Below are 24,039 nucleotides of genomic sequence, written 5' to 3'. Positions count from 1 at the left end.
CCGTCCTTCGCGTCTAGAACTGCTCGATGTGGATGCGGTGCTCGGGCACTCCGAGCTCCCGCAGGCTGTGTGTCACGGTGGTGACGAAGCCGGGTGGCCCGCACACGAAGTAGTCGAGGGCCGATCGCCCCCCGGCGTGGGGAAGCACGCTGCGCAGCAGCGGGGTGCCGATGTCGCCCGCGGCGCCGGTCCAACCCGGTGGCGGTTTGCGCACGACCTCGACGACGGTGAGGTCCAGCCGCCGGGCCAGGTGGCCGATCTCGTGCCGGAACAGCAGCTCGCGCGGCGTCCCCGCGGCCCGGACGAGGAGCAGCGGGCGCGGGTCGTGCCGGTCGGCGAGCGTGCGCACCATGGAGAGCATCGGGGTGATCCCGACCCCTGCGGCGATCATGGCGACGCCCGAGGCCGGCTGGGGGATGAGGTCGAGGCTGCACGACCCGTAGGGCCCGTCCACCCACACCGGGGTGCCGGGCGGCAGGTTCCGCAGCACCGTGCCGAAGTCGCCGGTGGAGCGCACCGTGAACGCGCACCCGCCGCCCGCAGCCGACGAGGCGATCGTGAACGGGTGCTCCTCGCCCCCCGCCCGGGCGAGGCGCAGCCAGGCGAACTGGCCGGGGGCGAACCGCAGCGGGGTGCCGCGCGGGTCCAGCACCAGGGTGCAGACGCTGTCGGAGTCGAGCCGGACCTCCCGCACCACGTGCTCGCTCGAGCGCCGTGCCGCCAGCACGCGGTGTGCCAGCCCGGCGGCGAGCACCACGGCCAGCGCCACCAGCACCCAGCGCATCACGGGGTGCGCCACGAACTCCCCGACCAACTGCACGTGCAGTGCGGACAGCGCGACCGCCGCCACGCTCAGCACCAGGTGGGCCCAGCGCCACAACTCGTAGTCCTGGCGCACCCGCTTCCGGAGCACACCGAGCGCGATCACGCCCCCGAGGGCGACCGTGGCCACGGTGGCGGCCCTGGCCCGCGGCGGCGCGTAGACCCAGGTGAGCAGGGTGAGGTTGTCGGGGTCGGCGGCGATGACGACGGCGACGTGCAGCACAACGCTGCCCGCGGCCAGCACACCCATGCTGCGGTGAGCCGACAGCAGAGCCGTGATGCCGGCCGCCCGCGACAGCTCCCGCAGCCGGCAGACCAGGACGAACGTGCACACCATCGCCGAGAGCGCCACGAGGCCGGTGAGGTCGGTCAGCATCGCCCACAGCGGCGCGGGACCGCCTGCGACCACGCGGATCGCGAGCGGTGCCAGCAGCACCACGGCGAAGCCGACGAGCCAGCGATGCACCAGCCGCGCAGAGCCGCGTGCGGCCGCGACCGATCCCGGCCCGGCCTGCATCTCCAGCGAACTGGTCACCGCAGGTCACCTCGTCCGTCAGTAGCCATCGGATGAGCCGCCGCCCGTGTTCTCCCGTTCCGGCGCCGTGGACTCGTGCTGGCCGGAGCTGTCGTGGCCGCCGCCGCGCTGGGACCCGGTGGCCGGCTCGGAGGATCGCGAGCCGCCCTGCCCGCCCGCGCCGGCCTCGACGATCAACGTGCCGGTCATCTCGGGGTGCAGCGTGCAGGTGAACTCGTATCGCCCGGGCGTGGTCGGCGCGGTGAAGGTGGCCGTCTCGTCCTGGTTCAGGTTGGACGTCTTGAAGCTGCGGTCGGTCGCGGTGACGTTGTGCGGCGCCGCGTCGGTGTTCACGACCTCGACCGTCGTGCCCGGCGCGACGGTCAGCGGCTGCCCGAACGCGAACCCTTTGATCGTGATCGTGGCGCCTGCGGACTCCCCGGCCGACGCGGGCTCGGACTGCTCGCAGCCGCCGTTCGCCTTGTCCTTGTCCTTGTCCTTGTCCTTGTCCTTGTTGTTGCTGCCGTTGTTGCTGCCGCCGTTGTTGTCGTTGCCGTTCCCGGAGTCGGACTTGTCCTGCCCCCCGTTGCCGCAGGCGGAGTTGTCGGCTCCCTCCGCGAGCTCGTCGGCTGAGACACCGAGCGCGTCGAGCAGGGCCTGCAGGGCGCCGATGAGTTCCTCCCGGTCGGCGGCCTCCCCGCCGCCGCCACCTCCGTTGCCGCCGTCGCCGTCGTCGTTCTCGGGAGGGCCGCCGTCGGAGGCCAGCACCGCCCCGGACGACGAGACGGGCGCCGGCGTGGCACGTGGTGCCGCCGGGCCGTGCTCGCCGGTGACCATGACGAGGAACACCACGGCGGCGGCGAGCGCGGCCGCAGCGATCCACCTCCGGCTCTTCATCGGATCCATCGGTATCGCCGTCCTCGTACGTCGGTTGGTTCCTGCGGTCGTCGGGATGGGGTGGTCGGGGTCAGCCCGGGTCGGGCACCGGCATGGCGAACGGGGGCGCGGGCGCAGCCGGGGACGGGGCGCCGAACCCGTCCGCGACGTGCGCCGCGAGGAGGTACCAGGCATCGCGGGTCGGACCCCGCCACAGCGCCGGGTCGATCCGGCCGCCGGTGGCGAGGTGCGGGTCGGGCGGGATGTCGACCACCGCGCGGCAGCGGGCCGCGAAGTGGGACCGGATGAGGGCGCGGTCGACGTCCGGGCTGTGCCGGTCGCCGCAGAGCACGACGATCGACTGCTCGGCCGCCACCCGGTAGCCCTCGTCCGCCAGGAACGACAGGGTGCGGCTGGCCCGGTTGGCGCCGTCGACCGTGGGGGAGCCGACGACCACGAGGCTGTCGGCGGTGGCGAGCGTGGCCTCCATCGCCGAGTGCACCATGCCGGTGCCCGAGTCCGTGATGATCACGGTGTAGAAGCGTTCGAGCAGCGAGGTGACCTCGAGGTACTCCTCGGCGCTGAACGCCTCGCCCATGGCGGGCTCCTGCTCGCTGCCCAGCACGTGCAACCGCCCCGCGCTGCGGGTGTACCGGGTGAGCTCGGCGACCGAGGCCAGCTTGGGCATGTCCTCGTAGAGGTCGCGCACGGTGGGGCCGCCCGGACCGGTGAGCCGTTCGGACAGGGTGCCCGCGTCGGGGTTGGCGTCGAGCGCCACGACCCGGTCACCGCGCAGTTCGGCGAGCACGAGCCCCAGGCAGGCGGCCACCGTGGTCTTCCCGACGCCGCCCTTGACCGAGACGACGGCGACCCGGTGCGGCGCCGGCAGCGGGCGCCGGATGCGGTGGACCAGCTCCACCCGGGCGGCCTCGTGGACGCTCTGCCCCGGGTTGATGCGGCCGCCGGATGCCGCGTACAGAGCGAGCCGCCATCCCTCCGTCGGGGTGGCGCGCTGGTGCCGCACCAGCGACTCGTCGGTGAGCACGGCGTCGCTCGCCACGTCGATCTGCGCGGCGGGGAGGAACCCCGTCGACGGCTGGTACGGCTGCGCGGGCGCGAGCCGGCTCCAGTCGGGGACGACGGGACCCGGCGGGATCACCGGGATCGGTTCCGTGGGCGGATCGTCCTGGTCGTACCCGGGAGGCCCGGCGCGCCACGGCACGTCGGCCCAGCCGGCCCCGCGACGCGGGCGGGTCGGTGCCTCGCCGAGCGGTGTCTCGTGCCGGCCGGGGTGGTACCCGTGGGATCGCACGGTCACGGCGGGACCACCCCGTCCCGCACCTCGGCTGGCAACGGCGGCACCACGATGACCGCGCCGATGTCCACCCGCCACTGGTCGGTGATCTCCCGCACCGGGACGAGCAGCTCGTACCAGTAGGAGTCGAGGCCCACCCACTGCGGGTCGGTCGGGGCGGGGGCAGCGGCCGGGTAGGGGAGCACGTCGGTGCTGTGCCGGACGCATGTGGGCGTGATCGTCAGCCTGCGGAACGGCGTGACCCGGACCCGGACGTGGACGAGCAGCCGGTCGTCCGACAGGGCGATGACGGCGCCCGGAAGGGCCAGCTCGCCGCGCTGCCGCCCGAGGCCCGACCAGCCGGTGGCCGCGAGCCGTTCCTCCCGGGCCGGCGGCAGGACGTACGGCGCGAGCGCGCGGCCCCGCCGTCCCGGATCGCTCTCGTCCCAGGACAGGAAGTCGACGCCGAACGCCGCGGCCAGCGCGCCTGCGTCGGCCCGGCGGGCAGGGAGCGCGGCCGGGGCCGTGGAGGCGGCGTGCGGGTGGCCCATCGCGGCGAGGTCGGCGCGTGCCCGGTCGGCGCTCGGGCCGGTGCTCGGCGGGGGTGCGGGCCTCAGGTGCGGCGGGGCCTCCGGTCCCGCGATCCGGGGGCGGGCCCGGCGCGCCGCCGGGGGGCGGCGCCACGGCCGGGACCCGCCGCCGTCGCCACTCATTCGGCCGTCCGCTCGCCGCGCTCGAGCGCATCGGCGATGCCCGAGCCACCGCGTCCGGCGGGAGTGCCCGATCGTTCGGAGCCGGCCCGCTCGCGCTCCCCGGCCTGGGAGGAGAGGACGTCCTCGAGGTCACCCGAGCGGTTCGCGCCGCCGGCGGTGGACTCCCGGTCTTCGGCAGCGGCGTCCTGCTGCTGCGCGCCGCCGTCGCAGTCCAGCTGCTCGTCCTGGCCGAGCCGGTCGTCGGCGAGTCGGTCGTCGCTGCCGGGCTGGTTCCGGGCGTCGTCGCGCCGGCCACGGTCGAGCCCGTCGTCGCTGTCCGCCCGGTCCTGGTCGAGCCGGCTGTCCTCGAGCCGGTCGTCGCCGAGCCGGTCCTGGTCGGCCTGGCCGGTTCGGTCGTCGAGCCGTCCCTGGTCGGCCCGGCCCGACCGGTCGTCGAGCCCGTTGTCGTCCGAGCGCGATGCCGCGGTCTCCTGGCGGGACCCGACGGCAGCGCTCGCCTCGAAGCCGGCAGCGGCGAGCGCGGCGGCGAGTCGCCGGGACGTGGGGTCGTCGCTCTCGGCGACGACGTCGGCGAGTTCCTGGGCGAGTTCCTCGGCGAGCGCCGATGAGACGGTGGCGCTGTCCTGCCGGGTGACGCTGTCCTCTCGGGTGGCGCTGTCCTGCCGGGTGGCGCTGTCGAGGCTTGCGCGGGTGATGATGTCGGCGAGCTCCTCGACGAGTTCGTCGGGGAGCGCCGACGATCCGGTGCCCGTGCCCGGCTGTGAGCTCAGGCCGGCGTCGGGTCGGGCGCTCCCGAGCCGCTCCTCGTCGGGAGCGGCGATGCAGCGGGCGGCGGGCGCCGTGGTGTCCTGGAGCGCGCCGAGCGGCGCGGGGCCGGCGGCGGCGCCTGCCGCCGTCAGCAGTGCGATGACGAAGCTGCCTGCATCCATTCCGCGGCCTCACAACTGGGAGTGACTTCTCGGTCCAGTGCGGAACCGTGGCAGCCCGATCTCCCACCCGTGGGCGAACGCGGAAAAACGTGTGCAGGTGTGAACGGCTAGAGCAGCAGGTCGGCGCGGTCCACCGGTGCCGGACGGCCGTCGGTGTCCAGGCCGCGGCCCTGGTAGTAGCCGGCGACCATCGCGGCGAGCCGCTCGGCGGTGAGCGTGGCCGTGCGGCCGGACCCCAGCTGCAGCGGGGTGTCGAGCATCCGGCGGGGCAGCGCGTCGTCGGCCGCGGAGGCACCCTCGCGGGCGTTGAACTCGCGCTTGGCCAGCACGATCCGCCGGGCGGTCGCGCGAAGTTCGTCGGCGGTGACGTCCCAGCCGGTGACCGGGCGCAGCAGTGCCGCCCACTCCTCGAAGGGCTCGCTGAACACCCCGCGCAGGAACTTGCAGAGGATCATCGAGTCCATGACGGCCGCGCGGTCCTCGGTGCCGATGGCGGCGGCGACGTGCGCCGGCCCGCCGGACAGGCGGTCGAGGTCGCCGGACAGGTCGGCCTCGTAGGCGCCGGAGCGGTTGTGGTCGGCGCCGCGGGCGTTGACGGCGAGACCCAGCGCCATCGACTGCAGCGAGCGCGGTTCGTACCCGGGCAGTTCCAGGCCCTTGACCTGCGGTGCGAAGTCGATCGAGCCGTGCCCGACCACCTCGGCCGCAGCCCGGGAGCCGAGCGCGAGCAGTTCGCCGAGGCCGGGTTCGCGGCTGCCGATCAGGTCGAGGGCCCGCAGCAGCGCGGCGCCGTCGCCGAACGTCAGCCATGGCGCGTCGATGAGCCCGCGCTCGACGCACTCCATCGCCCAGGCGATCGTGCCGCCCGCGGAGATCGTGTCGATGCCGAGCTCGTCGCAGCGGGCGCTCGCGGCGAACACGTCGTCGGGATCGGAGACGCCGCAGAGCGGGCCGAGCGCGAACACGTTCTCGTACTCCATGCGCTGCGACCCGCCGCCCTTGCGGGAGTAGATGTGCTCGCAGCCGATGGAGCAGGACGCGCAGCTGTTGCGCGCGACGCCGCGCATCTCGTGCAGCTCCTCCGCGGCGAGCTTGGGTGCCTCGGCGAAGGTGGCGGCGGTGAAGTTGCGCGTCGGCAGTGTGGAGACGGCGTTGAACGCGAGCAGGTTGGCCAGCGTGCCGAGCTCGCGGTACTTGGCGGTGGCCGGGCCGAAGCTGCGCTGCCGCAGGTCCTTGGCCGCCGCGAGCACGGCCACCGGGTCGGCGACCTCGACCTTGGTGCCCGCGCGCACGAGCACCGCCTTGATGTTCTTCGCCCCGAGCACCGCGCCGAGCCCGCCGCGCCCGGCGTGGCGGCCGTCGTGGCTGATCGTGGCGTAGCGGACGCCCCGCTCGCCCGCGGGGCCGATCGCCGCCGTGCGCCACCCGCGGCCGAACCGCTCCTTCGCCGCCGCCTCCGCCGCGGCCGCCGACATCCCGGCCAGCTCGGGGGCCGGCTCGAGCCGCACGCCGTCCGCGTCGACCAGCAGCACCGACAGCTCAGCGGCCCGCCCGCGGACGACGATCGCGTCGTGACCGGTGAGCTTGCCCGCGATCGCGAACTGGGACGACGCGAGCGCGTCGGTGAGCAGCCCGGTGAGCGGCGACTTCGCGAGCACCGCGAACTTCGCGCTCGTGGTGAGCGGGGTGCCGACGAGCGGGGAGAAGACGAACACCAGGGGCGCCTCGGGGGCCAGCGGGTCGACCCGGGCGGGGGCGAGGCGGTGCAGCAGCCACGTGCCCAGGCCGACGCCGCCGAGGTAGGCGCGCAGCACGGGCTCGGGCAGCTCCAGCGCGCTGCCGGTGGCCGACGTCGCGGAGACGTCGACGACCAACGCGCGCCCGGTGTAGCCGCCTGCCGTCATGCTGCCGACTGTATGCGCATCCGCGCCTGATCGTCGGGATCGGGACATGAGCTGCATGCCGAGGGTGTTGCCGAATCAGGCATGTGGTCTTCAACGGTCAAGGGGCGGATCTCTCGGAGGGGGCGCCGCGACCGCGCTCGTGGCTGTCGGTGGGGCCTCCTGGCGGCGCCGCGCATTGTGTGGGGCCGCCCCTCACGCCTCAAGGGCGCCTCTGGCGTCGCTCCGCGATCGCTGCGCGACCCTTGACCCGTGAGCCTCTGCGACCCTCGGGCTGGCGGTGCGGGCAGGCCGGGAGCCTGCCCGCCGGGCGCGCGGCGCCGCCAGCAGGCCGGTCTCCCGGACACGGGATGGTGGCCTCCGCGCCGCTCGCGCACCTGGCGGAGATCGTTCCGATAAGGGCACCACGGCCTCGGCGGAGACGCTGATGTACTCGTCGGGCCGCTCCCGAGAGCCCTCTCCCCCCACCGATGGCCACTTCACACACCCAGTGGCCACTTCACACAAGGCCCGCCTTGTGTGAAGTCCGTACTGGGTGTGTGAAGTCGGCAGTGTGACGCGCCACGGGTGGCGTGATCGGCAGTTCGGCGCGTTCTCGTGTCGTTTCGGCCGTTTCCGCGCCGAGGCCTTGATCATGCGGCCGACACCGCCTTCGGTGGCGCCGCGCGCCCGAAGGGCAGGCCCCTGGCCTGCCCGTGTTGTGCTGCCCGGAGGGGCCGCCCCGCACAATGCGCGGCGCCACCGAAGGCCCTGGCGCCACCGAAGGCCCCAGCACCCGCGCGACCACAGTTCCCATTGCCCGGACATGTCCCGATTCCGCCGATCAACCCCCCGCGTCCGCCGACAGGAAGGCCACGGAGTCACCCGCGACCAAGGGCGTCTCGGGATCCCGGGTGATCTGGTCGCCGTTGAGCGCCGCGACGACGTGTCGGTCCAGCTCCAGGCCGACGGCAGCGGCCGCGGAGCCCAGCGTGGCCGCACGCACCGCCCCGGGCGCCGGGCCGCCGCGGCGGGCGAGCGCCCCGAACCGCTGGACCACGACCTCAGGGGCCGGGCGATCCCGGGCCGCGCGGTACTCGGCGGGCTCGTTCACGTTGACGACGGAGTCCAGGTCCGGGTCGAGGTGGCGGAGCCGGGGGTCGGCGAGCAGCTCGGCGTCGTCGGTGCGGCGGGTGCGGCAGCGCTCGAACAGCTGCCCGAGCTTGAGCTGCCGATCGTCGGCCATCTCCGCGAGCACGGGGGCGAGCTTCGTGCTGTACGCCGTGGCGAGCGGCTGGCGGTGGCCGCGGGCGTACGGGAGGACGGCGTCGCCGTCGAGCAGGTCGATCACCCGCAGGATGTAGGCCGGGTGCAGGAAGGGGAGGTCCGTCGAGCAGACGAACGCGGCGTCGGCGCGCTCGCCGACCGCGGCGAGGCCCGCGGCGATCCCCTGCACCGGGCCGAGCCCCTCGACCGGGTCGTCCACGAACTCGACGTCGCCCGGGAGTGGCGGCAGCGGTTGCGCAGGCGCGCGGACCACGACGACCGGCCCGTCGACGCTGCGGGCGAGGACTCCGGCGGTACGCCGCAGCAGGGTGGACCCGTGCCACTCGAGGGTCGCCTTCGCCGTTCCCATCCGGGACGAGCGCCCGCCGGCGAGCACGATGCCTGCCGTTCGGGACGTCACCCTCGTGATCGTAGACACGGCGGACGCGCGGTGGTCGTGTCTGGGAGTCTGGGTCCGGGGAACCCCGGGGGACGGGGAGCAGAGGGGAGTGCCGTGACGACGAGCGAGGCTCCGCAGAGGGGCCGGGGCACCGCGATCGGCGAGGGCATCACGTGGGCCGCGCGGTGGAGCCTGCGCATGGTGCTCGTCGCCGCGGGCGTCGTGCTGATCTGGCTGTTGATCGGCGCGCTCTGGTCGATCGTGATGCCGACGCTGCTCGCGGTGATCCTCGCGACGGTGCTGTGGCCCCCGACGGGGTGGCTGCGCCGGCACCGCTTCCCGCCCGCACTGGCCGCCGCCACGGTGGTGCTCGCCGGCATCGTGGTGCTCGCCGGGCTGGTGACGCTCATCACCACGTCCGTCGTCGGCAGCGTCCCGGAGATCACGTCCAGCGCCACGTCGGGCATCCAGGCCATCCAGCAATGGCTGTCCGGGCCGCCGCTCAACCTCGCCCAGAGCCAGCTCGACGCTGCGCTGCAGACGGCCACCGCCCAGTTGCAGCAGAGCGTCTCCGCGATCACGGCCAGCGTGCTCACCGGCGTGGGGAGCGTGGCGTCGGGTGTGGTCACCGCCCTCCTGACGCTCGTGCTCGCGTTCCTGTTCGTGAAGGACGGGCCACGGTTCCTGCCCTGGCTGCAGACGGTCGCGGGGGAGGGCGCGGGCGGGCACATCGCCGAGGTGCTGTGGCGGATCTGGAACACGCTCGGTGACTTCATCCGCGTGCAGGCCCTGGTGGCGTTCGTCGACGGCCTGCTCATCGGGCTCGGGCTCGTGGTGCTGGGGGTGCCGCTCGCGATCCCGCTCGCCGTGCTGACGTTCCTCGGCGGGTTCGTGCCGATCGTCGGCGCGCTGGTGGCGGGCGCCCTGTCGGTGCTGGTCGCGCTCGTCAGCAACGGGTTCACCACTGCGCTGATCGTGCTCGTGATCATCATCCTGGTGCAGCAGCTCGAGGGCAACGTCCTGCAGCCGTACCTGCAGGGCCGCAGCCTGCGGTTGCACGCCGCCGTGGTGCTGCTCGCCGTCGCCGCAGGCAGCACGCTGTACGGCATCGCGGGCGCGTTCCTCTCGGTGCCGGTGGTGGCTGCGGCGGCCGTGGTCGTGCGCTACCTGGGGGAGCGGGTCGACGCCCGCGTGGCAGGCGGGGCGCCACCACGGGTCGATCCACCGCTGGAGAGCGTGCAGGTCGTCGGGGGCGTCCCTGGTGCGGCTGCTCCGGACGCCACCGTCGCCGACCCGGGCATCCCGGAGCGGCGCGACCTCGACGTGCCCGAGCCGGAGCTGCCCGAGATGCACCGGGATGGGGGTTCGGGCCGGACATGAGGGAAGATGACGCACCGTGCGCGTCTACCTGGGATCCGATCACGCCGGTTTCGAGCTCAAGACGCACCTGGTCGCACACCTGACCGGGCTGGGCCACGAGGCGATCGACGTCGGTCCCGCCTCCTACGACGCCCAGGACGACTACCCGCCGTTCTGCGTGGAAGCGGCCCGGCGCACGCTCGCCGACCCGGGCAGCCTCGGCGTCGTGCTCGGCGGCTCCGGCAACGGCGAGCAGATCGCCGCCAACAAGGTGCCCGGCATCCGGTGCGCGCTCGCGTGGAGCGTCGAGACCGCCACGCTGGGCCGCCAGCACAACGACGCGCAGGTCGTCGCGGTCGGCGCCCGGATGCACACCCTGGACGAGGCCGCCGAGATCGTGGCCGCGTTCGTCGCCACGCCGTTCTCCGGCGAGCCCCGCCACCAGCGGCGGATCGACCTGCTCAGCGACTACGAGCGCACGGGCGTGCCCCCCGCACTGCCCCCCGAACAGATCCCCGCGCCCACCACCACGACCTAGTGTCCCCCGCCGGGACTCCGCCGCATATCTCGTCGGCCCAGCTTCCCGCTGGGCGCACCGGCGAGCCGCCCGAGTATGCCGATACGAGGGACGCCTCGCCGGCACACCCAGCGAAAACCTGGATCCGCCGATATACGCAACGGACTCCCGGCGGGGGACACTAATGCCCGAAGGTCACACCCTCCACCGCCTCGCCGAACTGCACTCCCGCCGCTACGCAGGCCGCCCGGTCGCCGTGTCCAGCCCGCAGGGGCGGTTCGCGGCGAGCGCCGCGCTCGTCGACGGCCGCGTGCTGGAGCGCACGGACGCGCACGGCAAGCACCTGTTCCACCACTACGGCCCCGACCTGGTGGTGCACGTCCACCTCGGCCTCTACGGCACGTTCGGTGAGGCGCCGCTGCCGGCCGCGGAGCCGGTGGGACAGGTGCGGATGCGGATGGTGGGTGCCACCCACTACACCGACCTGCGCGGCGCCACGGCCTGCGAGCTCGTCACCGGTGCCGAGGCCGCCGCCGTGCGCGGCCGCCTCGGTGAGGACCCGCTGCGTGACGACGCCGACCCCGAGCGCGCGTGGGCCCGGATCTCGCGCTCGCGCGCTCCGCTCGCGACGCTGCTCATGGACCAGTCCGTGATCGCGGGCGTGGGCAACGTCTACCGGGCCGAACTGCTGTTCCGACACCGGATCGACCCCCAGCTGCCCGGCCGGTCACTGCGCAGGGCGCAGTGGGACGCGATGTGGGGCGACCTCGTCGCCTTGATGCGCGAGGGTGTGCGGACCGGCCGGATCGACACCGTCGCCCCCGAACACGATCCGGAGCGCACGGGCCGGGCACCGCGTCAGGACCGGCACGGCGGCGAGGTCTACGCGTACCGCCGCGCCGGGCTGCCGTGTCTCGTCTGCGGCACCCCCATCGCGCACACCGCGCACGCTGCCCGGAACCTGTTCTGGTGCCCGAAGTGCCAGTCGGGGCGGCGCAGGCGCGCGGGCGTTAGTCGAGCACGACCGGCAGCGCGACCAGCCCGTTCATGAGCAGTCCCGGGTTGCGGGCCGGTTCGGTGGCCGGGTCGGCGAGCCTCAGTCCGGGGAAGCGGGCGAGCAGCGCGCCGAGCGCGATCCGCCCCTCCATGCGGGCGAGCGGCGCTCCGAGGCAATGGTGCAACCCGTGGCCGAACGCCATGTGCGGGTTCGAGGGCCGCGTGATGTCGAGGCGGTCCGGTTCGGGGAAGCGCGCCGGATCGCGGTTGGCGGCGAGCAGGGCCGGCAGCACGACGTCGCCCGCGGGGATCGTCACACCGCCCACCTCGATGGGCGCGGCCGCGACCGCCGGGATCGTCACCTGCACCGGACCGTCGTAGCGCAGCAGCTCCTCGACGGCGGCGGGCAGCCGTTCGGGTTCGGCCCGCAGCAGTGCGAGCTGGTCGGGGTGCCGGAGCAGGGCGTACGTGCCGGAGACGATGAGGTTGACGGTGGTCTCGTGCCCGGCCACGAGCAGCAGGAACACCATCGACGTGAGCTCGTCCTGCGAGAGCCGGTCGCCGCCCTCGTGCACCGCGATGAGCGCCGACAGCAGGTCGTCCGCGGGGTCGGTGCGCTTCGCGGCGATCAGCTCGCGCACGTAGCCGACGATGTTCCGGGCCGCGTCGACGTACACCTCGGGCGGGTGCACGGCGCCGTTGACGGCGATCGACGACCAGCGCCGGAAGTCGGCGCGGTCGCCGGGCGGGATGCCGAGCAGCTCGGTGATCACGGTGATCGGCAGCGGGAACCCGAAGCCGTCCACGAGATCGACGGCGCCGTCACCGGCCGCGGCCATGTCGTCGAGCAGGGCGTCGGCGATCTCCTGGACGCGCGGCGCCAATGCCTCGACGCGGCGAACGGTGAACGCGGCGGTCACCAGCCTGCGCAGCCGCGTGTGGTCGGGCGGGTTCGTGCTGAGCAGGTGCGTGTTCATCGCGGCGGTCAGCTCCGGCGGCATCGCGTCCATGTGCGGGCCGCCGCCCGCGACCTTGACCACTGCCGGGTGGGCGAGCAGCTCCCGGGCTTCGGCGTACCCGGTGACCACCCACGCCGGGACGCCGGTGAACAGCATGACCTTCTGCACCGGGCCGGTGGTCGCGAGCTCGGCGAAGGCGGCGTGCCGCGCGGGCCCGGTGGTCTCGGTGAAGGGCGATGGCACCGTCTGGGAGGTCACGGATCCGACGGTAGCGGCGGGCGGGTATCGGCGAGGTGGCTTTGCTGACACCCCGCTGAGACGACGCCGGTGAGCAGGGTCGCGAGCGCTCCGGGCGCGGTGATCATCGCGTCGTGGCCGGTGTCGAGCCGGTCGAGCCGCCAGGCCGGGTCGGAGTCGGCCGCTGCGGCGAAGCCGGCGAAGCTGTCCCCACCGGGCTTCACCGTGCAGTGGATGTACCGGCGGGGCAGGTCGGGAAGCGGGTCGGGCGGGAGCGGGTCACGCAGCGCCCCGACCGGGAACGGGCGCAGCCGGGGCCGCACCCACTCCCGGTCGGCGGCGTCGGGGAGACTCCACCCGTCCATGGCGGCGTCGAGGTCGAGCACGATCCGCCCCGCCTCGTCGACGAGCCCGAGGAAGTGGTCCCGGCGAGCGGCGGGCAGCAGGTCGAACACCGAGCGGCCGGGTGCCGGGACGAACGCGTCGAGGTACACGAGCTCCCGGAGCCGGTCCGGGCGCCGCTGCGCGACTCCCGTCACCACGGCACCCCCCGAGCTGTGTCCCACGAGGACGACGTCGCGCAGGTCGTCCAGCTCGAGCACGGCGACGACGTCGGCGATGTGGACGGCGAGCCCCGTGTCCGGCCGGGCGAGGTGTGCCCGGTCGCCGAGGCCGGTCAGCGTGGGGGCGTGCACCTCGTGGCCCGCCGACTCGAGCAGCGCCACGACGCGCCGCCAGCACCAGCCACCGTGCCACCCGCCGTGCACCAGTACGAATGTGGTCATCGCAGCCTCACAGGGAGCTCGGCGAGCCCGTTCATCATGAATCCGGGGGTTCTGGTGATCTCCGCGGCCGGCACCGCGAGCCGCAGCCGCGGGAACCGGGCGATCAGGCTGCCGAGCGCGATGCGGCCCTCCAGCCGGGCGAGCGGTGCGCCGAGGCAGTGGTGCACGCCGTGGCCGAAGGCGAGGTGCCCGAGCACCTCGGTGCGGCTCAGATCGAGCTCGTCGGGACGCGCGTGCCGATCGGGGTCCCGGTTGGCCGCCAGCAGCGCCACCACCACGTTCGCTCCTGCCGGGATCCGGGTACCGGCGATCTCCACCGGCTCGGTGGTGATGGTGGGGATGGCGCTCTGCAGGGGGCCGTCGAACCGCAGCAGCTCCTCGACGGCCGCGGGGAGCCGTTCGGGCTCGGCCCGCAGCAGCGCGAGCCGGCCGGGATGGGTGAGCAGGGCCAGCACGGCGTTGCCGATCAGGTTCACGGTCGTCTCGTGGCCGGCGAGCAGGAGCAGGTAGACCATCGAGGTCAGCTCGTCCTCCGTGAGCCGGTCGCCGCCGTCGCGCACGGCGACGAGGGCGGAGAGCAGGTCGTCCGCCGGCCGCCTGCGCTTCTCCGCGAGCAGCTCCCGCACGTACGCGACGAGCGCCGTGGCCGCGGCCGCATACGCCTCGACGCCCGCCATGTTCCCGCCGACGACGAGCGGGCCCGTCCATTCGCGGAACAGGTGGTGGTCGGTGTCCGGCACACCGAGCAGCCGGCAGATCACGGCGATCGGCAGCGGATACGCGAACGCCGTGATCAGGTCGGCCTCGTCCTGCTCGGCGAGCCGGTCGAGCAGGTCGTCGGCCAGCTGCTGGACGCCCGGCGCGAGCGCCTCGGTGCGGCGGCGCGTGAAGGCGGCCGCCACCAGCTTGCGCAGGCGGGTGTGGTCGGGCGGGTCCATGGCGAGCATGTGGTGGTTGATGGCCGCCGCGATGCCCGGGGGGAGCTCGTCGGCGAACGGTGCCCGCTCCGGCCCGCCCTTCGACAGGCCCGGGTGCATGAGCGCGGCGCGAGCGGCGTCGTCGCTGGTCACCAGCCACCCGGAGGCCCCGCCGGGCAGCGGGACCTGCTGTACCGGTCCGCGCGCGGCGAGCGCGGCATACGCCCTGTGGCGCGCGCCGTCGGCGGTGGCGGTCCACGGGTGGGGCGGAGCGAGGTGCATGCGCCCATCACACGTCCTCCCGCCGTCCGTGGCATCGGTAGGCGCTGCCCAAGTCTCGCGAACGAGGAAGGATTCGTGCCGCATCGCTGCGTACGGTTCCCGCCATGACCACCTCGCCTCCCGTGCTCGGTCGCCGCGCGCTGAACCGCGCATTCCTCGAGCGCCAGCTGTTGCTGCACCGGGCGGACCTGGCCGTTCCGGACGCGGTCGCGCACCTCGTCGGCGTACAGGCGCAGGTGCCGAGCGCCCCCTACCTGGGGCTCTGGTCGCGGGTGGCCGGGTTCGACCCGCACGATCTCGGGCGGCGCGTGGCCGAGCTCTCGCTGGTGCGGATGCCGTCTCTGCGCGCCACCATCCACCTCACGACCGTGGAGGACGCCCTCGCGCTCCCGCCGATCGTCGCGCCGCTGCACCGCCGGGTCTTCCAGGGCAGCGAGTACGGGCGCGACCTGGCCGGCCTCGACCTGGACGAGGTCGTCGCGGCCGGGCTGGAGCTGCTGCGCGACCGGCCGCTGACCGTCACCGAGCTGGGCCGCGAGCTCGCGCAGCGCTACCCGGGCCGGAAGCCGACACCGCTCGGCGCCTGCGTGCAGTACGGCGCCCCGCTCCTGCAGCTGCCACCCCGCGGGGTCTGGGGCGAGAGCGGACGGGCCCGGCTAGCGGAGGTGGGCCGCACACTCGGCCGACCGGTCGGCACCGACCCGGCCGCCGACCGGCTCGTGCTGCGCTACCTGCGCGCGTTCGGCCCGGCGAGCACGGGCGACATCCGCGCGTTCACCGGCGTCGGCGGCATCCGCGAGGTGGTCGACCGGCTGGACCTGCGCCGGTTCGTCGACGAGCGCGGCCGCACGCTGTACGACGTGCCGGACGGGTCGCTCCCCGACCCGGACACGCCGGCGCCGCCGCGGTTCCTCGGCGAGTTCGACAACGCACTGCTCGGCCACGACGATCGCACCCGCGTCCTCGCCACCGAGCACCGGTCGCAGGTGCTGCTCAAGCCGGTGCGGCCGCTCCTGGTGGACGGGATGGCGGCCGGCGTGTGGACGTCCGGTTCCGACGGGCTGGTGGTGCGCCTGCTCGCGCCGCTCGACGACGTCGCCGCGGCCGACGTGGTGGCCGAGGGCGAGCGGATGCTGGCCGCGTTGTGGCCGGAGGCCGAGCGGAAGGTGCGGCTCGAACCCCCGGCCTGACCGGTCAGCCGTCGAGAACGGCGGGGTCGATGCGGGCGATCCGCTCCGGGTCGCTGACGATGTCGAGTGCGGTGATCTGGCCGCCGGAGACGGTGAACGCCGCCACCGAGACGAGCCGGCCGCCCCTGAAGGCCGCGGCCCCCGGCGCGCCGTTGACCAGCGCGGGGCGGGTGAGCTCGGCGACCCGCGCGAACGTCATCGCGCCCTGGGCGACCGCCTCCCGGCCCTGGAGCAGGGTGCGCGGCCGCAGCTTCCCGGCGTCGGCGCGCACCACCACGTCCGGGGCGAGGAGGGAGACGAGCGTCTCGAGATCGCCGCCGCGTGCCGCGGCGAGGAACGCGTCCACGACGGAGCGCTGGGCAGCGAGATCGGCGTCCGGTTCCGGGCGGGCGCCGCGCACGCGGCGGCGGGCGCGGCTGGCCAGCTGCCGGGTGGCGGCCTCGCTCCGTTCGAGGACGGGGGCGATCTCCTCGAACGACATCGAGAACATGTCGTGCAGCACGAACGCGAGGCGCTCGGCCGGGCTCAGCGTTTCCAGCACGACGAGCAGCGCGAGACCGACCGAGTCGGCGAGCAGCGCCTCCTTCTCGGGGTCGGGCGTGGAGGCGTACTCGGCGGGTGCGACGACCAGGTCGGGTACGCGCGCGTCCAGCGACTCCTCACGGCGCTGGTTGCGGGAGCGCAGCACGTTGAGGCAGATGCGCGCGACGACCGTGGTGAGCCAGCCGGCGAGGTTGTCCACGGCGGCCGTGTCGGCGCGGGTGACGCGCAGCCACGCCTCCTGCACGGCGTCGTCGGCCTCGGCGTGGGACCCCAGCATCCGGTACGCCACCGCCTTGAGGTGGGCGCGGTGCTCCTCGAACCTGTCGGCCAGGAAATCCTCGTGCCGGTCCATCCGTCACATCCTCCCGTCGCCACGCGTCAGAGCTCTGACCCACCCAGGGACACCGATGTGACAGGAGGCATCCCATGCGAATGACGAACCCGGCGTTCGTGCTCCCGGACGCGATGAAGGGCATCCAGCACCTGCTGAAGGCGACGACCCAGGGCGGGGTGCCGCAGCGCACTCTCGAGCTGGTGGGCCTGCGGGTGAGCCAGGTCAACGGCTGCGCCGCGTGCATCCAGGGACACGTGCGCGAGGCCAGGAAGGCAGGTGAGACCGACGAGCGGCTGATGGCCGTGGCCGCGTGGTGGGAAGCCCCGTACTTCGACGACGCCGAGCGGGCCGCACTGCGGCTGGCGGAGGCCGTGACCCGCACGGCCGACCGGTCCGACGAGGCCGTGCCGGACGAGGTCTGGGACGAGGCCGCCGATCACTTCGACGAGAAGCAGCTCGCCGCGCTCCTCGTCATGGTCGGCACCCTCAACCTGTTCAACCGCATCAACGTGGCGGTGAAGGAGCGCGCCGACAAGCCCAGCTGGGAGGCCGCCTAGCGCCGGGGGTGAGCGGATACGGGTGCTGCAGCACCCGTATCCGCTCACGGCTCAGAAGTCGCCGAACCCGCCGTCGAACCCGCCACCGGCGTCGAACCCGCCGCCGTCGAACCCGCCGGAGTCGCCCATGTCGCCGCCGACGTCGCCCTGCGCGTCGTCGGCACCGCCGGCGGACGCCGCACCGTCGGCGAAGCCGTCGGCGTAGGCCACGCCGGACATGCCGGAGAACATCGCGCTGAACAGCAGGACCGACCCGACACCCCAGGCGCCCGCGACGAGGGCGGGCTTCCACCACGGCTCGGAGTACCAGCCCTGCGGGACGGGGCGCCCGGCGACCACGCCGCCCGGGTAGTAGTGCTGGTTGCGACCCGACGGCACCGGCGAGGCGCTGTAGGCGTGGCCCTCGACCTCCACCTCGCGATCCTCGCTGACAGCGCCCGCGCGCTGCTGGCCCGGGAGCGCGGGGAGCTCGGGGCCGGGGTCGAGCCCCATCGCGGTGCGGGCGGCGCGCACGTAGTACAGGCCCTCGCGCGCGGTCTCGGTGACCTGCCGGGCCTGGGTGACGCTGCGTGCCTGTTCCATCTGCGAGCCTGCCGCGTTGTAGCGCTCCGCCGCGTCGGCGAGCGCCTGCTTGGACGCGTCGTCCGTGCCGACCAGGTTGAGGACCTGGCCGCCCAGCCGCTCCACCCATCGCCGGGCCTCGGACTTGGCGTCCTCCAGCTCGCGGGCCTGGGCCGCGCTGCGCTGCCGGATCAACCACATGACGCCCACCACGATCAGGGCGATGACCACGATGGTCAGGATCGTGCCCACTTCAACCACTCCCCATCGGCAACCGTCACACAGTGAACGCCGGTGAGGCCGCCCGCGTTCCAATAGGCTGCCCAGCCGTGGCCGATGCCAAGCCGATCGAGTGCTGGATGACCGACATGGACGGTGTCCTCGTGCACGAGGGCCGCCTGATCCCCGGTGCCGACGAGTTCATCACCCGCCTGCGCGACACCGGCAGGCCGTTCCTCGTGCTCACCAACAACTCGATCTACACACCCCGAGACCTGCAGTTCCGCCTGCGCAGCAGCGGGATCGACCTGCCGGTGGAGTCGATCTGGACCTCGGCGCTCGCCACCGCGAGCTTCCTGGACGACCAGCGGCCGCAGGGCAGCGCCTACGTCGTGGGCGAGGCCGGGCTCACCACGGCCTTGCACGAGATCGGCTACGTGCTCACCGACAACACACCCGACTACGTCGTGCTGGGGGAGACACGCACCTACAGCTTCGAGGCGGTGACCACCGCGATCCGGCTGATCAAGGGCGGTGCGCGGTGGGTGGCGACGAACCCGGACCCGACCGGGCCGTCGGTGGACGGGATCCTGCCGGCCACCGGCGCCGTGGCGGCACTGATCAGCCGGGCCACCGGGGTCGAGCCCTACTTCATCGGCAAGCCGAACTCCCTGATGATGCGGGCGGCGCTGAACCGGCTGGAGGCCCACTCGGAGACGACGGTGATGGTCGGCGACCGGATGGACACCGACATCATCGCCGGCCTCGAGGCCGGGATGCGCACGGTGCTGGTGCTGACCGGCATCACCCAGGCTGAGGAGGTCGATCGGTTCCCGTACCGGCCCAATCGCGTGGTGGCCTCGATCGCGGACCTCGTCAGCGAGGTCTGAGCGCGGGTGGCCTGGGCCTGGTCGCGCGGGTGCTGGGGCCTCGGTGGCTGCCTTTCACCCAGGGCCTTCGGTGGCGCCGCGCAGTGTGCGGGGCCGCCCCTCAGAGGTCAAGGGCGCCTTCGGCGTCGCTGCGCGATCGCTTCGCGACCCTTGACCTCTGAGCCTCTGCGGCCCCTGAGGGCAAGCCATGCGGGCAGGCCAGGGGCCTGCCCTTTCGGGCGCGCGGCGCCACCGAAGGCCGGTCCCACGCACAGGATCGAGGCTTCGGCGCGAAAACGGGCGAAGACGACACGAGAACGCGCCGAACCTCCGATCATGAGGCCCTCGCGACCCGGCTATCGGCGAGCTTCCCCTCCCAGGGCCAAGCACCGCCGCACACCGGGTCCTGATCGGCGATCATGGCGAAACGGCGACTAAATGATCTTCAGCAGCCGCCATCTGCCCTTGATCGCTGCCATCAGCCCTTGATCGCCGCGAAATGCACATCAGTGCCCGCGCCGGGGCGGTGCGGGCGGCTCGGAATGATCTCCGCAGCGCACGTACCTGTTCACGGCTCATGCGCCCCGTCGACGGGGTGCGTCGGCCGACGCGGGGCGCGCGAGCGCACATCGGGTGCGCGAGCGGGGCGGAGGCCACCCTCACGTGCCCGGGAGGCTGGCCTGTCCGCACCGCATGCCCGAGTCGAGGGGCGGCCCCGCACGATGCGCGGCGCCGCCAGCAGGTCCCACCGGCAGCCATGAGCGGGCACCGGAGGATCTCCCCTTTGGGCGCTGCAGGTCCCACGCCTGGTTCGGCAACACCCACCGCCACAGCCGGCGCCCCTGGCCGGATCCGCGCCACGCGGGCACGTCGGTGCGGATCCGGGGCCGGTCGAGGAGGGGATTCTCCGGCCGGGCGCGGCACCGGGGACGCGCGCGGGCCCAGCGCGCCGCGCGGGGCCCGTGGTCAACCCCACCCCCGCGGATCCACTCGCGGCACGCCGGACGCGTGTTACCTCCGGCCTCCGCGCGGCGCGCATCGGGGAAATGACAGTGGTGTCATTTAGCATCGGGCCATGGACACGACGATCACGACCGGATGGTGGATGTGCACCGGGTGCGGCGTCGAGGCCGAGCTGCCCGTCGCCGCGACGGCCGGCTGCGAGGTGCCCTGCCCGGACTGCGCGGAGCCGATGACCGAGCGCTGGCGCTGGGACGCCGTGGCGGCGTAGCTCACGCCGCTTCGGACAGGTCGAGCTCGTAGTCCTGCCCCACGAGGTTCGCGCCGAAGCTGTGGTGCGGCTCCTCGGCCACGAGCCGGAAGCCTGCGGCGAGGTAGATCCGGCGGGCGGCGGCCAGCACGTCGTTCGTCCAGAGCCGCACCCGCTGGTAGCCCGCCTCGCGGGCGAAGGCCACGCAGGCGTCGACGAGCCGCGTGCCGACACCGTGGCCCCGGGCGTCCGGGTGCACCAGCAGGATCCGCAGCTTCGCCGTGCCGGGTTCGTCGCCCGCCACGCAGAAGATGCAGCCCACGCGCCTGCCGTCGAGCTCGGCGATCCAGGCCCTCTCGCGTGCGGGATCGTGGCGCTCGCCGAAGTCGGCCACGATCCGGGCCACGAGCGCCTCGAACGAGCCGTCCCAGCCGAACTCCGCCGCGTACTGCTCGCCGTGCGCGAGCACCACCCAGCCGAGGTCGCCCGGCTGCCCGAGCTCGCGGATCTGCACGTCGCCCATCGCTACCCTCCATGCACTGAAACGACTGTTTCAGTGCAGACTGTGACGCCATGAGCGCTGATCCGCAAGTCCCTTCCGCCCGCCGGGAGGAGTTGCAGGAGCTGGCGTACGCCTACGTGCTCCGCAACGGCATGGCCGGGATGTCGCTGCGCCCGCTCGCGGAGGCCGTCGGGTCGAGCCCGCGCGTGCTGCTGTACCTGTTCGGCTCCAAGGACGGCCTGGTGCGGGCCCTGCTGGGACGGTCACGCGCCGAGGAGCTCGCGCTGCTCGCGGAGGTGCGCGCGGCCGGCGGTGGGCCGGCCGAGGTCGTCGAGCGGCTCTGGGAGTGGCTCGCCGCTCCGCAGCAGCGTGATCTGCTGCGGCTGTGGGCCGAGGGCTACGCCCGCTCCCTGGTGGAACCGGACGGGCCGTGGGCCGGGTTCGCCGCCCAGGGCGTGCACGACTGGATCGAGCTGCTCCGCGAGGTGCTCGGCCCGGGGGGCGACCCGACCGCCGTCCTCGCGACGCTGCGCGGAGCGTTGCTGGACCTGCTGGCGACGGGCGACGAGGAACGCACGACGGCGGCCGTGCGTGCCTGCGTCGGCGCATTGACCGACGAACGGGCCCTTCGTCGCCTAGGTTCCGACGAACGCGCCGTTCGTCGGAACGGTGGAGGCGGGCTCTAGGAAGGGCTCCAGGAGGCCCGGTACGGCCGCCGCGGCGAGGGCGAGACCGTCGTCCGACCCTGCGTCGGGCACCGCGTACGCGCCTGCGCCCGCCGCCGTTGTCGCGATCACCGTGGCGAGGCCCGCTCGCCGCTGGAAGACCGACTGACGGAACGTCCAGCCGATGATGCCGCCGCGCTGCAGCGCCACCGTGGCCCGCCGGACGGTGCCGCTGCGGGCCACCAGGTACCGCTCGCCGAGACCGTGGCCGAGGCCGCGGTAGGCGTCGACGGCCAGCACCACGGCGACCGGTACGAGCACGAGGGCGCTGACCCAGGCGATGTGCAGCAGCACGTCGGTGAGCAGCGCGCCGAGCAGCACGAGCACGGCATCGAGCACGACGACGCTGCTGAGCGCCCACCGCAGCCGCCTGCCGCGCGCGGCCACGGGATGCCCGGTCAGGTGGACCGCGTCGAGCGGGGACTCGGGCTCGCGCAGGACGTCGGCCGCGACCCGCCGAGCGATCGACAGCGGGGCGGCGGGCAGCAGGGTGCGGCGGTCGGACTTGTCGTCGTCGCCCTTCGCGGCCGCCATGCCGGTGGCCACCGCGTCGACCCGCGCCGCCCCGGAGAGCCGCACGCCCAGCGGCTCGACCAGCTCGACGCCGCGCACCCGCGCCTCCTCGATCGAGATCGAGCGCGTGGTGAACAGGCCGCGGCGCACCCGCAACGTGCCGGGCTCGCGTTCCAGCCGGTAGTTCCACCACATCTCGACCCAGAGCCCGAGCGAGGCGACCGCGCCGACGACGAGCGCCGCCGCGACGAGGACCGCGATCATCGTCAGCACCGGCACTCCGCGGAACAGGCTCCCCACCCACGCGATCACGCCGGACTGGAGGCCGAACCACTCCGACACCTGGAGCACGCCGCCGAAGGCGCTAGCGCCGAGCGCCGGCGCGAGGAACGAGACCGGCGCGTAGCGGATCCAGGCCGGGTCGAGCACGGCGAGCGCGCCGTCGGCCGAAGTCTCCGGGTGCGTCCGGTCCAGCAGCTCGCGACGCAGCGACTCGCCGACCGCCGCCGGCACGGGCCGCAGCACCACCGAACCCTCGCCCGCCTCGGACTGCTCGCCCGTGCCGATCCGCACGGCCACCAGCCCGAACCCGCGCAGCAGCGGATCGGCCGTGATGTCGACGGCGCGGACGCGGTCGCGCTGCAGCGACCGGTGCTTGCTGACCAGGATGCCGGTGCGCAGCTCCACGCGGCCCGGGGTCATCCGGTAGCGGGTGCGCCGCCAGCGGATGTGGTCGACGGCGCTGCCGCCGACGACGAGCAGGGCAGCGGCCGGCAGCAGCCAGAGCAGGGCCGTGCCGATCGACGTGTTGCGGGCGATGCCGATGCCGATCGGCAGACCCGCGGTGATCGAGACGCCCGCCATGACGAGTGCGGTGACCGCGACCGTGCGCCGGTCCAGCGCCGTCCAGCCGGTCACGTGGCGTCCCCTGGCGTGGCCTGCGTGGTGGCGGTGAGGCGTTCGGCGAGGTCGGCGGCCACCTCGTGGTCGAGCCCCTCGATCTTCAGGGCGCCCTTCGCCGATGCCGTCGTGACGGTGACGGTGGCGAGCCCGAAGCGCTGCTCGAGGGGCCCGCGCTGGGTGTCGACGGTCTGGATCCGCGACATCGGCGCCACTCGCCACTCCTGCCAGAAGTAGCCGGAGCGGGTGTACACGGCGGCGTCGGTGACCTCCCACCGGTGCAGGCGGAACCACCAGCGCGGGAGCGCGAGCGCCAGCGGCACCCCGACCACCACGATGATCACGGCAGGCAGCAGGAGCCAGAACCGCGCAGGCGGGATCAGGAACCCGAGCACCGCCACCACCGCGACCGGCGTGCCGAACAGCAGCGCGAGCGTGGTGCGCCACCAGCCGACCGCTCGCGGGTCGACGGGGTTGCGAGGTGGACGTAGCCGCAGCTCACCTGGCCGTTGCGTCGTCGTGGACATGCCTCCCCCTTTGCAATGCGGTCGCATTGTAACCTGGACCCATGCCGAGGCGGGTGGATCACGACGCGCGCCGGCGCGAGATCGCCGACGCGGTGCTGCACCTCGCCGCCACCGAGGGGCTGGAGTCGGTGAGCCTGCGGCACGTCGCGGCCGAGGCAGGCATCTCGATGGGCCGGGTGCAGCACTACTTCCGCAGCAAGGACGAGATGCTCGCCTTCGCCTTCGAGCACCAGTCGCGCCGGCACGAGCAGCGGATCGTCGAGAGGCTGAGTGCAACGGGCCGGCCGCCGACCGTTCGCGACATCGTCCGGGCGGTGATGGTGGAGATCATCCCGACGGATGAACCGAGCCGTGCGTCGTGGCTGGCCGGCATCGCGTTCTTCATCCGCGCGATGTCAGAGCCCCGGATGGCGGCCGTGGTCGCCGCGGGTGGGCCGAAGCTCGTCGAGTTCTTCGCCGAGCAGCTGGAGCGGGCGCGCAGCGCAGGCGCACTCGCGCCCGGCGTCGACCCGCGGCGGGAGGCAGGCATCCTCTGGGCGCTCGTCGACTCCCAGGCCACCGGGATCGTCCTCGGGGCCAGCACGCCCGAGGAGGCCGTTGCGACGGTCGACTACCACCTCGACCGGGTGTTCACTCGGTAGGG

General features: G+C 73.9%; 24 protein-coding genes. 9 read left to right on the top strand and 15 right to left on the bottom strand.

Annotated features, from left to right (window positions below; translation table 11 throughout):
* Window positions 1–13: 13 nt before the first annotated feature.
* The 7 genes from FHX44_RS09020 to FHX44_RS08995 form a co-directional block, all read right to left on the bottom strand.
* Entirely contained in the window at window positions 14–1,357 is a 1,344-nt protein-coding gene (locus FHX44_RS09020) for a ferredoxin reductase family protein (RefSeq protein ID WP_147255067.1), read from the bottom strand.
* Between the two features lie 18 nt (window positions 1,358–1,375).
* Window positions 1,376–2,233: a cupredoxin domain-containing protein gene (locus FHX44_RS09015; RefSeq protein WP_212612389.1), complete on the bottom strand. Its 858-nt coding sequence runs from the start codon at window positions 2,231–2,233 to the stop codon at window positions 1,376–1,378.
* Window positions 2,234–2,303: 70 nt separating this feature from the next.
* Entirely contained in the window at window positions 2,304–3,530 is a 1,227-nt protein-coding gene (locus tag FHX44_RS09010; RefSeq protein WP_246170277.1) for a MinD/ParA family ATP-binding protein, read from the bottom strand.
* Entirely contained in the window at window positions 3,527–4,219 is a 693-nt protein-coding gene (locus FHX44_RS43160) for a hypothetical protein (RefSeq protein ID WP_246170276.1), read from the bottom strand. Before FHX44_RS43160 ends, FHX44_RS09010 begins: the two co-directional genes overlap by 4 nt.
* Window positions 4,216–5,148, bottom strand: coding sequence for a hypothetical protein (locus FHX44_RS09005; protein WP_147255064.1), 933 nt, complete (start codon window positions 5,146–5,148; stop codon window positions 4,216–4,218). The genes FHX44_RS43160 and FHX44_RS09005 overlap by 4 nt, the downstream gene beginning before the upstream one ends.
* A 107-nt stretch (window positions 5,149–5,255) precedes the next feature.
* A complete protein-coding gene (locus FHX44_RS09000; protein WP_147255063.1) occupies window positions 5,256–7,052 on the bottom strand; it encodes an aldehyde ferredoxin oxidoreductase family protein in 1,797 nt (598 codons plus the stop codon).
* An 820-nt stretch (window positions 7,053–7,872) separates the two neighbouring features.
* Entirely contained in the window at window positions 7,873–8,715 is an 843-nt protein-coding gene (locus tag FHX44_RS08995; RefSeq protein WP_212612388.1) for an NTP transferase domain-containing protein, read from the bottom strand.
* A gap of 93 nt (window positions 8,716–8,808) precedes the next feature.
* Here FHX44_RS08995 and FHX44_RS08990 point away from each other — a divergent pair, with 93 nt between their 5' ends.
* From FHX44_RS08990 to FHX44_RS08980, 3 genes are all read left to right on the top strand, one after another.
* Entirely contained in the window at window positions 8,809–10,074 is a 1,266-nt protein-coding gene (locus FHX44_RS08990) for an AI-2E family transporter (protein ID WP_246170275.1), read from the top strand.
* A 16-nt stretch (window positions 10,075–10,090) separates the two neighbouring features.
* A complete protein-coding gene (locus FHX44_RS08985) occupies window positions 10,091–10,591 on the top strand; it encodes a ribose-5-phosphate isomerase (protein WP_147255062.1) in 501 nt (166 codons plus the stop codon).
* 163 nt (window positions 10,592–10,754) lie between these two features.
* Window positions 10,755–11,621, top strand: a complete 867-nt coding sequence (locus FHX44_RS08980) for an Fpg/Nei family DNA glycosylase (protein WP_147255061.1) — start codon at window positions 10,755–10,757, stop codon at window positions 11,619–11,621.
* Here FHX44_RS08980 and FHX44_RS08975 read toward each other — a convergent pair.
* The 3 genes from FHX44_RS08975 to FHX44_RS08965 are packed head-to-tail and all read right to left on the bottom strand — an operon-like array spanning window position 11,581 to window position 14,746.
* Window positions 11,581–12,783, bottom strand: coding sequence for a cytochrome P450 family protein (locus tag FHX44_RS08975; protein ID WP_246170274.1), 1,203 nt, complete (start codon window positions 12,781–12,783; stop codon window positions 11,581–11,583). The genes FHX44_RS08980 and FHX44_RS08975 overlap by 41 nt on opposite strands.
* On the bottom strand, window positions 12,780–13,547 hold the full coding sequence (locus FHX44_RS08970) for an alpha/beta fold hydrolase (protein ID WP_147255060.1): 768 nt from the start codon (window positions 13,545–13,547) through the stop codon (window positions 12,780–12,782). The genes FHX44_RS08975 and FHX44_RS08970 overlap by 4 nt, the downstream gene beginning before the upstream one ends.
* Window positions 13,544–14,746: a cytochrome P450 family protein gene (locus FHX44_RS08965; protein ID WP_147255059.1), complete on the bottom strand. Its 1,203-nt coding sequence runs from the start codon at window positions 14,744–14,746 to the stop codon at window positions 13,544–13,546. The genes FHX44_RS08970 and FHX44_RS08965 overlap by 4 nt, the downstream gene beginning before the upstream one ends.
* 104 nt (window positions 14,747–14,850) lie before the next feature.
* On the opposite strand from FHX44_RS08965, the gene FHX44_RS08960 reads away from it, so the two are divergent.
* Entirely contained in the window at window positions 14,851–15,936 is a 1,086-nt protein-coding gene (locus FHX44_RS08960; protein ID WP_147255058.1) for a winged helix DNA-binding domain-containing protein, read from the top strand.
* 4 nt (window positions 15,937–15,940) lie between these two features.
* Here the strand turns inward: FHX44_RS08960 and FHX44_RS08955 are convergent, their stop codons facing one another.
* Entirely contained in the window at window positions 15,941–16,831 is an 891-nt protein-coding gene (locus FHX44_RS08955) for a sigma-70 family RNA polymerase sigma factor (protein WP_147255057.1), read from the bottom strand.
* A gap of 74 nt (window positions 16,832–16,905) precedes the next feature.
* On the opposite strand from FHX44_RS08955, the gene FHX44_RS08950 reads away from it, so the two are divergent.
* Entirely contained in the window at window positions 16,906–17,370 is a 465-nt protein-coding gene (locus tag FHX44_RS08950; RefSeq protein WP_342792475.1) for a carboxymuconolactone decarboxylase family protein, read from the top strand.
* 51 nt (window positions 17,371–17,421) lie between these two features.
* Here FHX44_RS08950 and FHX44_RS08945 read toward each other — a convergent pair whose 3' ends face one another.
* Window positions 17,422–18,183 (bottom strand): hypothetical protein, encoded by a 762-nt coding sequence (locus FHX44_RS08945; protein WP_147255056.1) that lies wholly within the window; start codon window positions 18,181–18,183, stop codon window positions 17,422–17,424.
* A gap of 107 nt (window positions 18,184–18,290) precedes the next feature.
* Here FHX44_RS08945 and FHX44_RS08940 point away from each other — a divergent pair, with 107 nt between their 5' ends.
* Together FHX44_RS08940 and FHX44_RS42065 are read left to right on the top strand one after the other, a co-directional pair.
* Window positions 18,291–19,040: an HAD-IIA family hydrolase gene (locus FHX44_RS08940; protein ID WP_425469182.1), complete on the top strand. Its 750-nt coding sequence runs from the start codon at window positions 18,291–18,293 to the stop codon at window positions 19,038–19,040.
* 1,054 nt (window positions 19,041–20,094) lie between these two features.
* Window positions 20,095–20,250: a hypothetical protein gene (locus FHX44_RS42065; RefSeq protein ID WP_170308843.1), complete on the top strand. Its 156-nt coding sequence runs from the start codon at window positions 20,095–20,097 to the stop codon at window positions 20,248–20,250.
* A gap of 1 nt (window position 20,251) precedes the next feature.
* Here FHX44_RS42065 and FHX44_RS08935 read toward each other — a convergent pair whose 3' ends face one another.
* Complete coding sequence (locus FHX44_RS08935) at window positions 20,252–20,752, bottom strand: GNAT family N-acetyltransferase (protein ID WP_147255054.1); 501 nt, start codon at window positions 20,750–20,752, stop codon at window positions 20,252–20,254.
* A gap of 50 nt (window positions 20,753–20,802) precedes the next feature.
* On the opposite strand from FHX44_RS08935, the gene FHX44_RS08930 reads away from it, so the two are divergent.
* On the top strand, window positions 20,803–21,417 hold the full coding sequence (locus tag FHX44_RS08930) for a TetR/AcrR family transcriptional regulator (RefSeq protein WP_147255053.1): 615 nt from the start codon (window positions 20,803–20,805) through the stop codon (window positions 21,415–21,417).
* On the opposite strand, the gene FHX44_RS08925 is transcribed toward FHX44_RS08930, so the two are convergent.
* A complete protein-coding gene (locus tag FHX44_RS08925) occupies window positions 21,367–22,833 on the bottom strand; it encodes a PH domain-containing protein (RefSeq protein ID WP_147261017.1) in 1,467 nt (488 codons plus the stop codon). The two genes, FHX44_RS08930 and FHX44_RS08925, sit on opposite strands and share 51 nt — an antisense overlap.
* Before the next feature lie 50 nt (window positions 22,834–22,883).
* Entirely contained in the window at window positions 22,884–23,396 is a 513-nt protein-coding gene (locus FHX44_RS08920; RefSeq protein WP_147255052.1) for a PH domain-containing protein, read from the bottom strand.
* A gap of 41 nt (window positions 23,397–23,437) precedes the next feature.
* On the opposite strand from FHX44_RS08920, the gene FHX44_RS08915 reads away from it, so the two are divergent.
* Window positions 23,438–24,037, top strand: coding sequence for a TetR/AcrR family transcriptional regulator (locus FHX44_RS08915; protein WP_147255051.1), 600 nt, complete (start codon window positions 23,438–23,440; stop codon window positions 24,035–24,037).
* Window positions 24,038–24,039: the final 2 nt, after the last annotated feature.

The organism is Pseudonocardia hierapolitana, from assembly GCF_007994075.1.
GTDB lineage: Bacteria > Actinomycetota > Actinomycetes > Mycobacteriales > Pseudonocardiaceae > Pseudonocardia > Pseudonocardia hierapolitana.
This window is presented reverse-complemented; position numbering and strand designations above follow the sequence as displayed.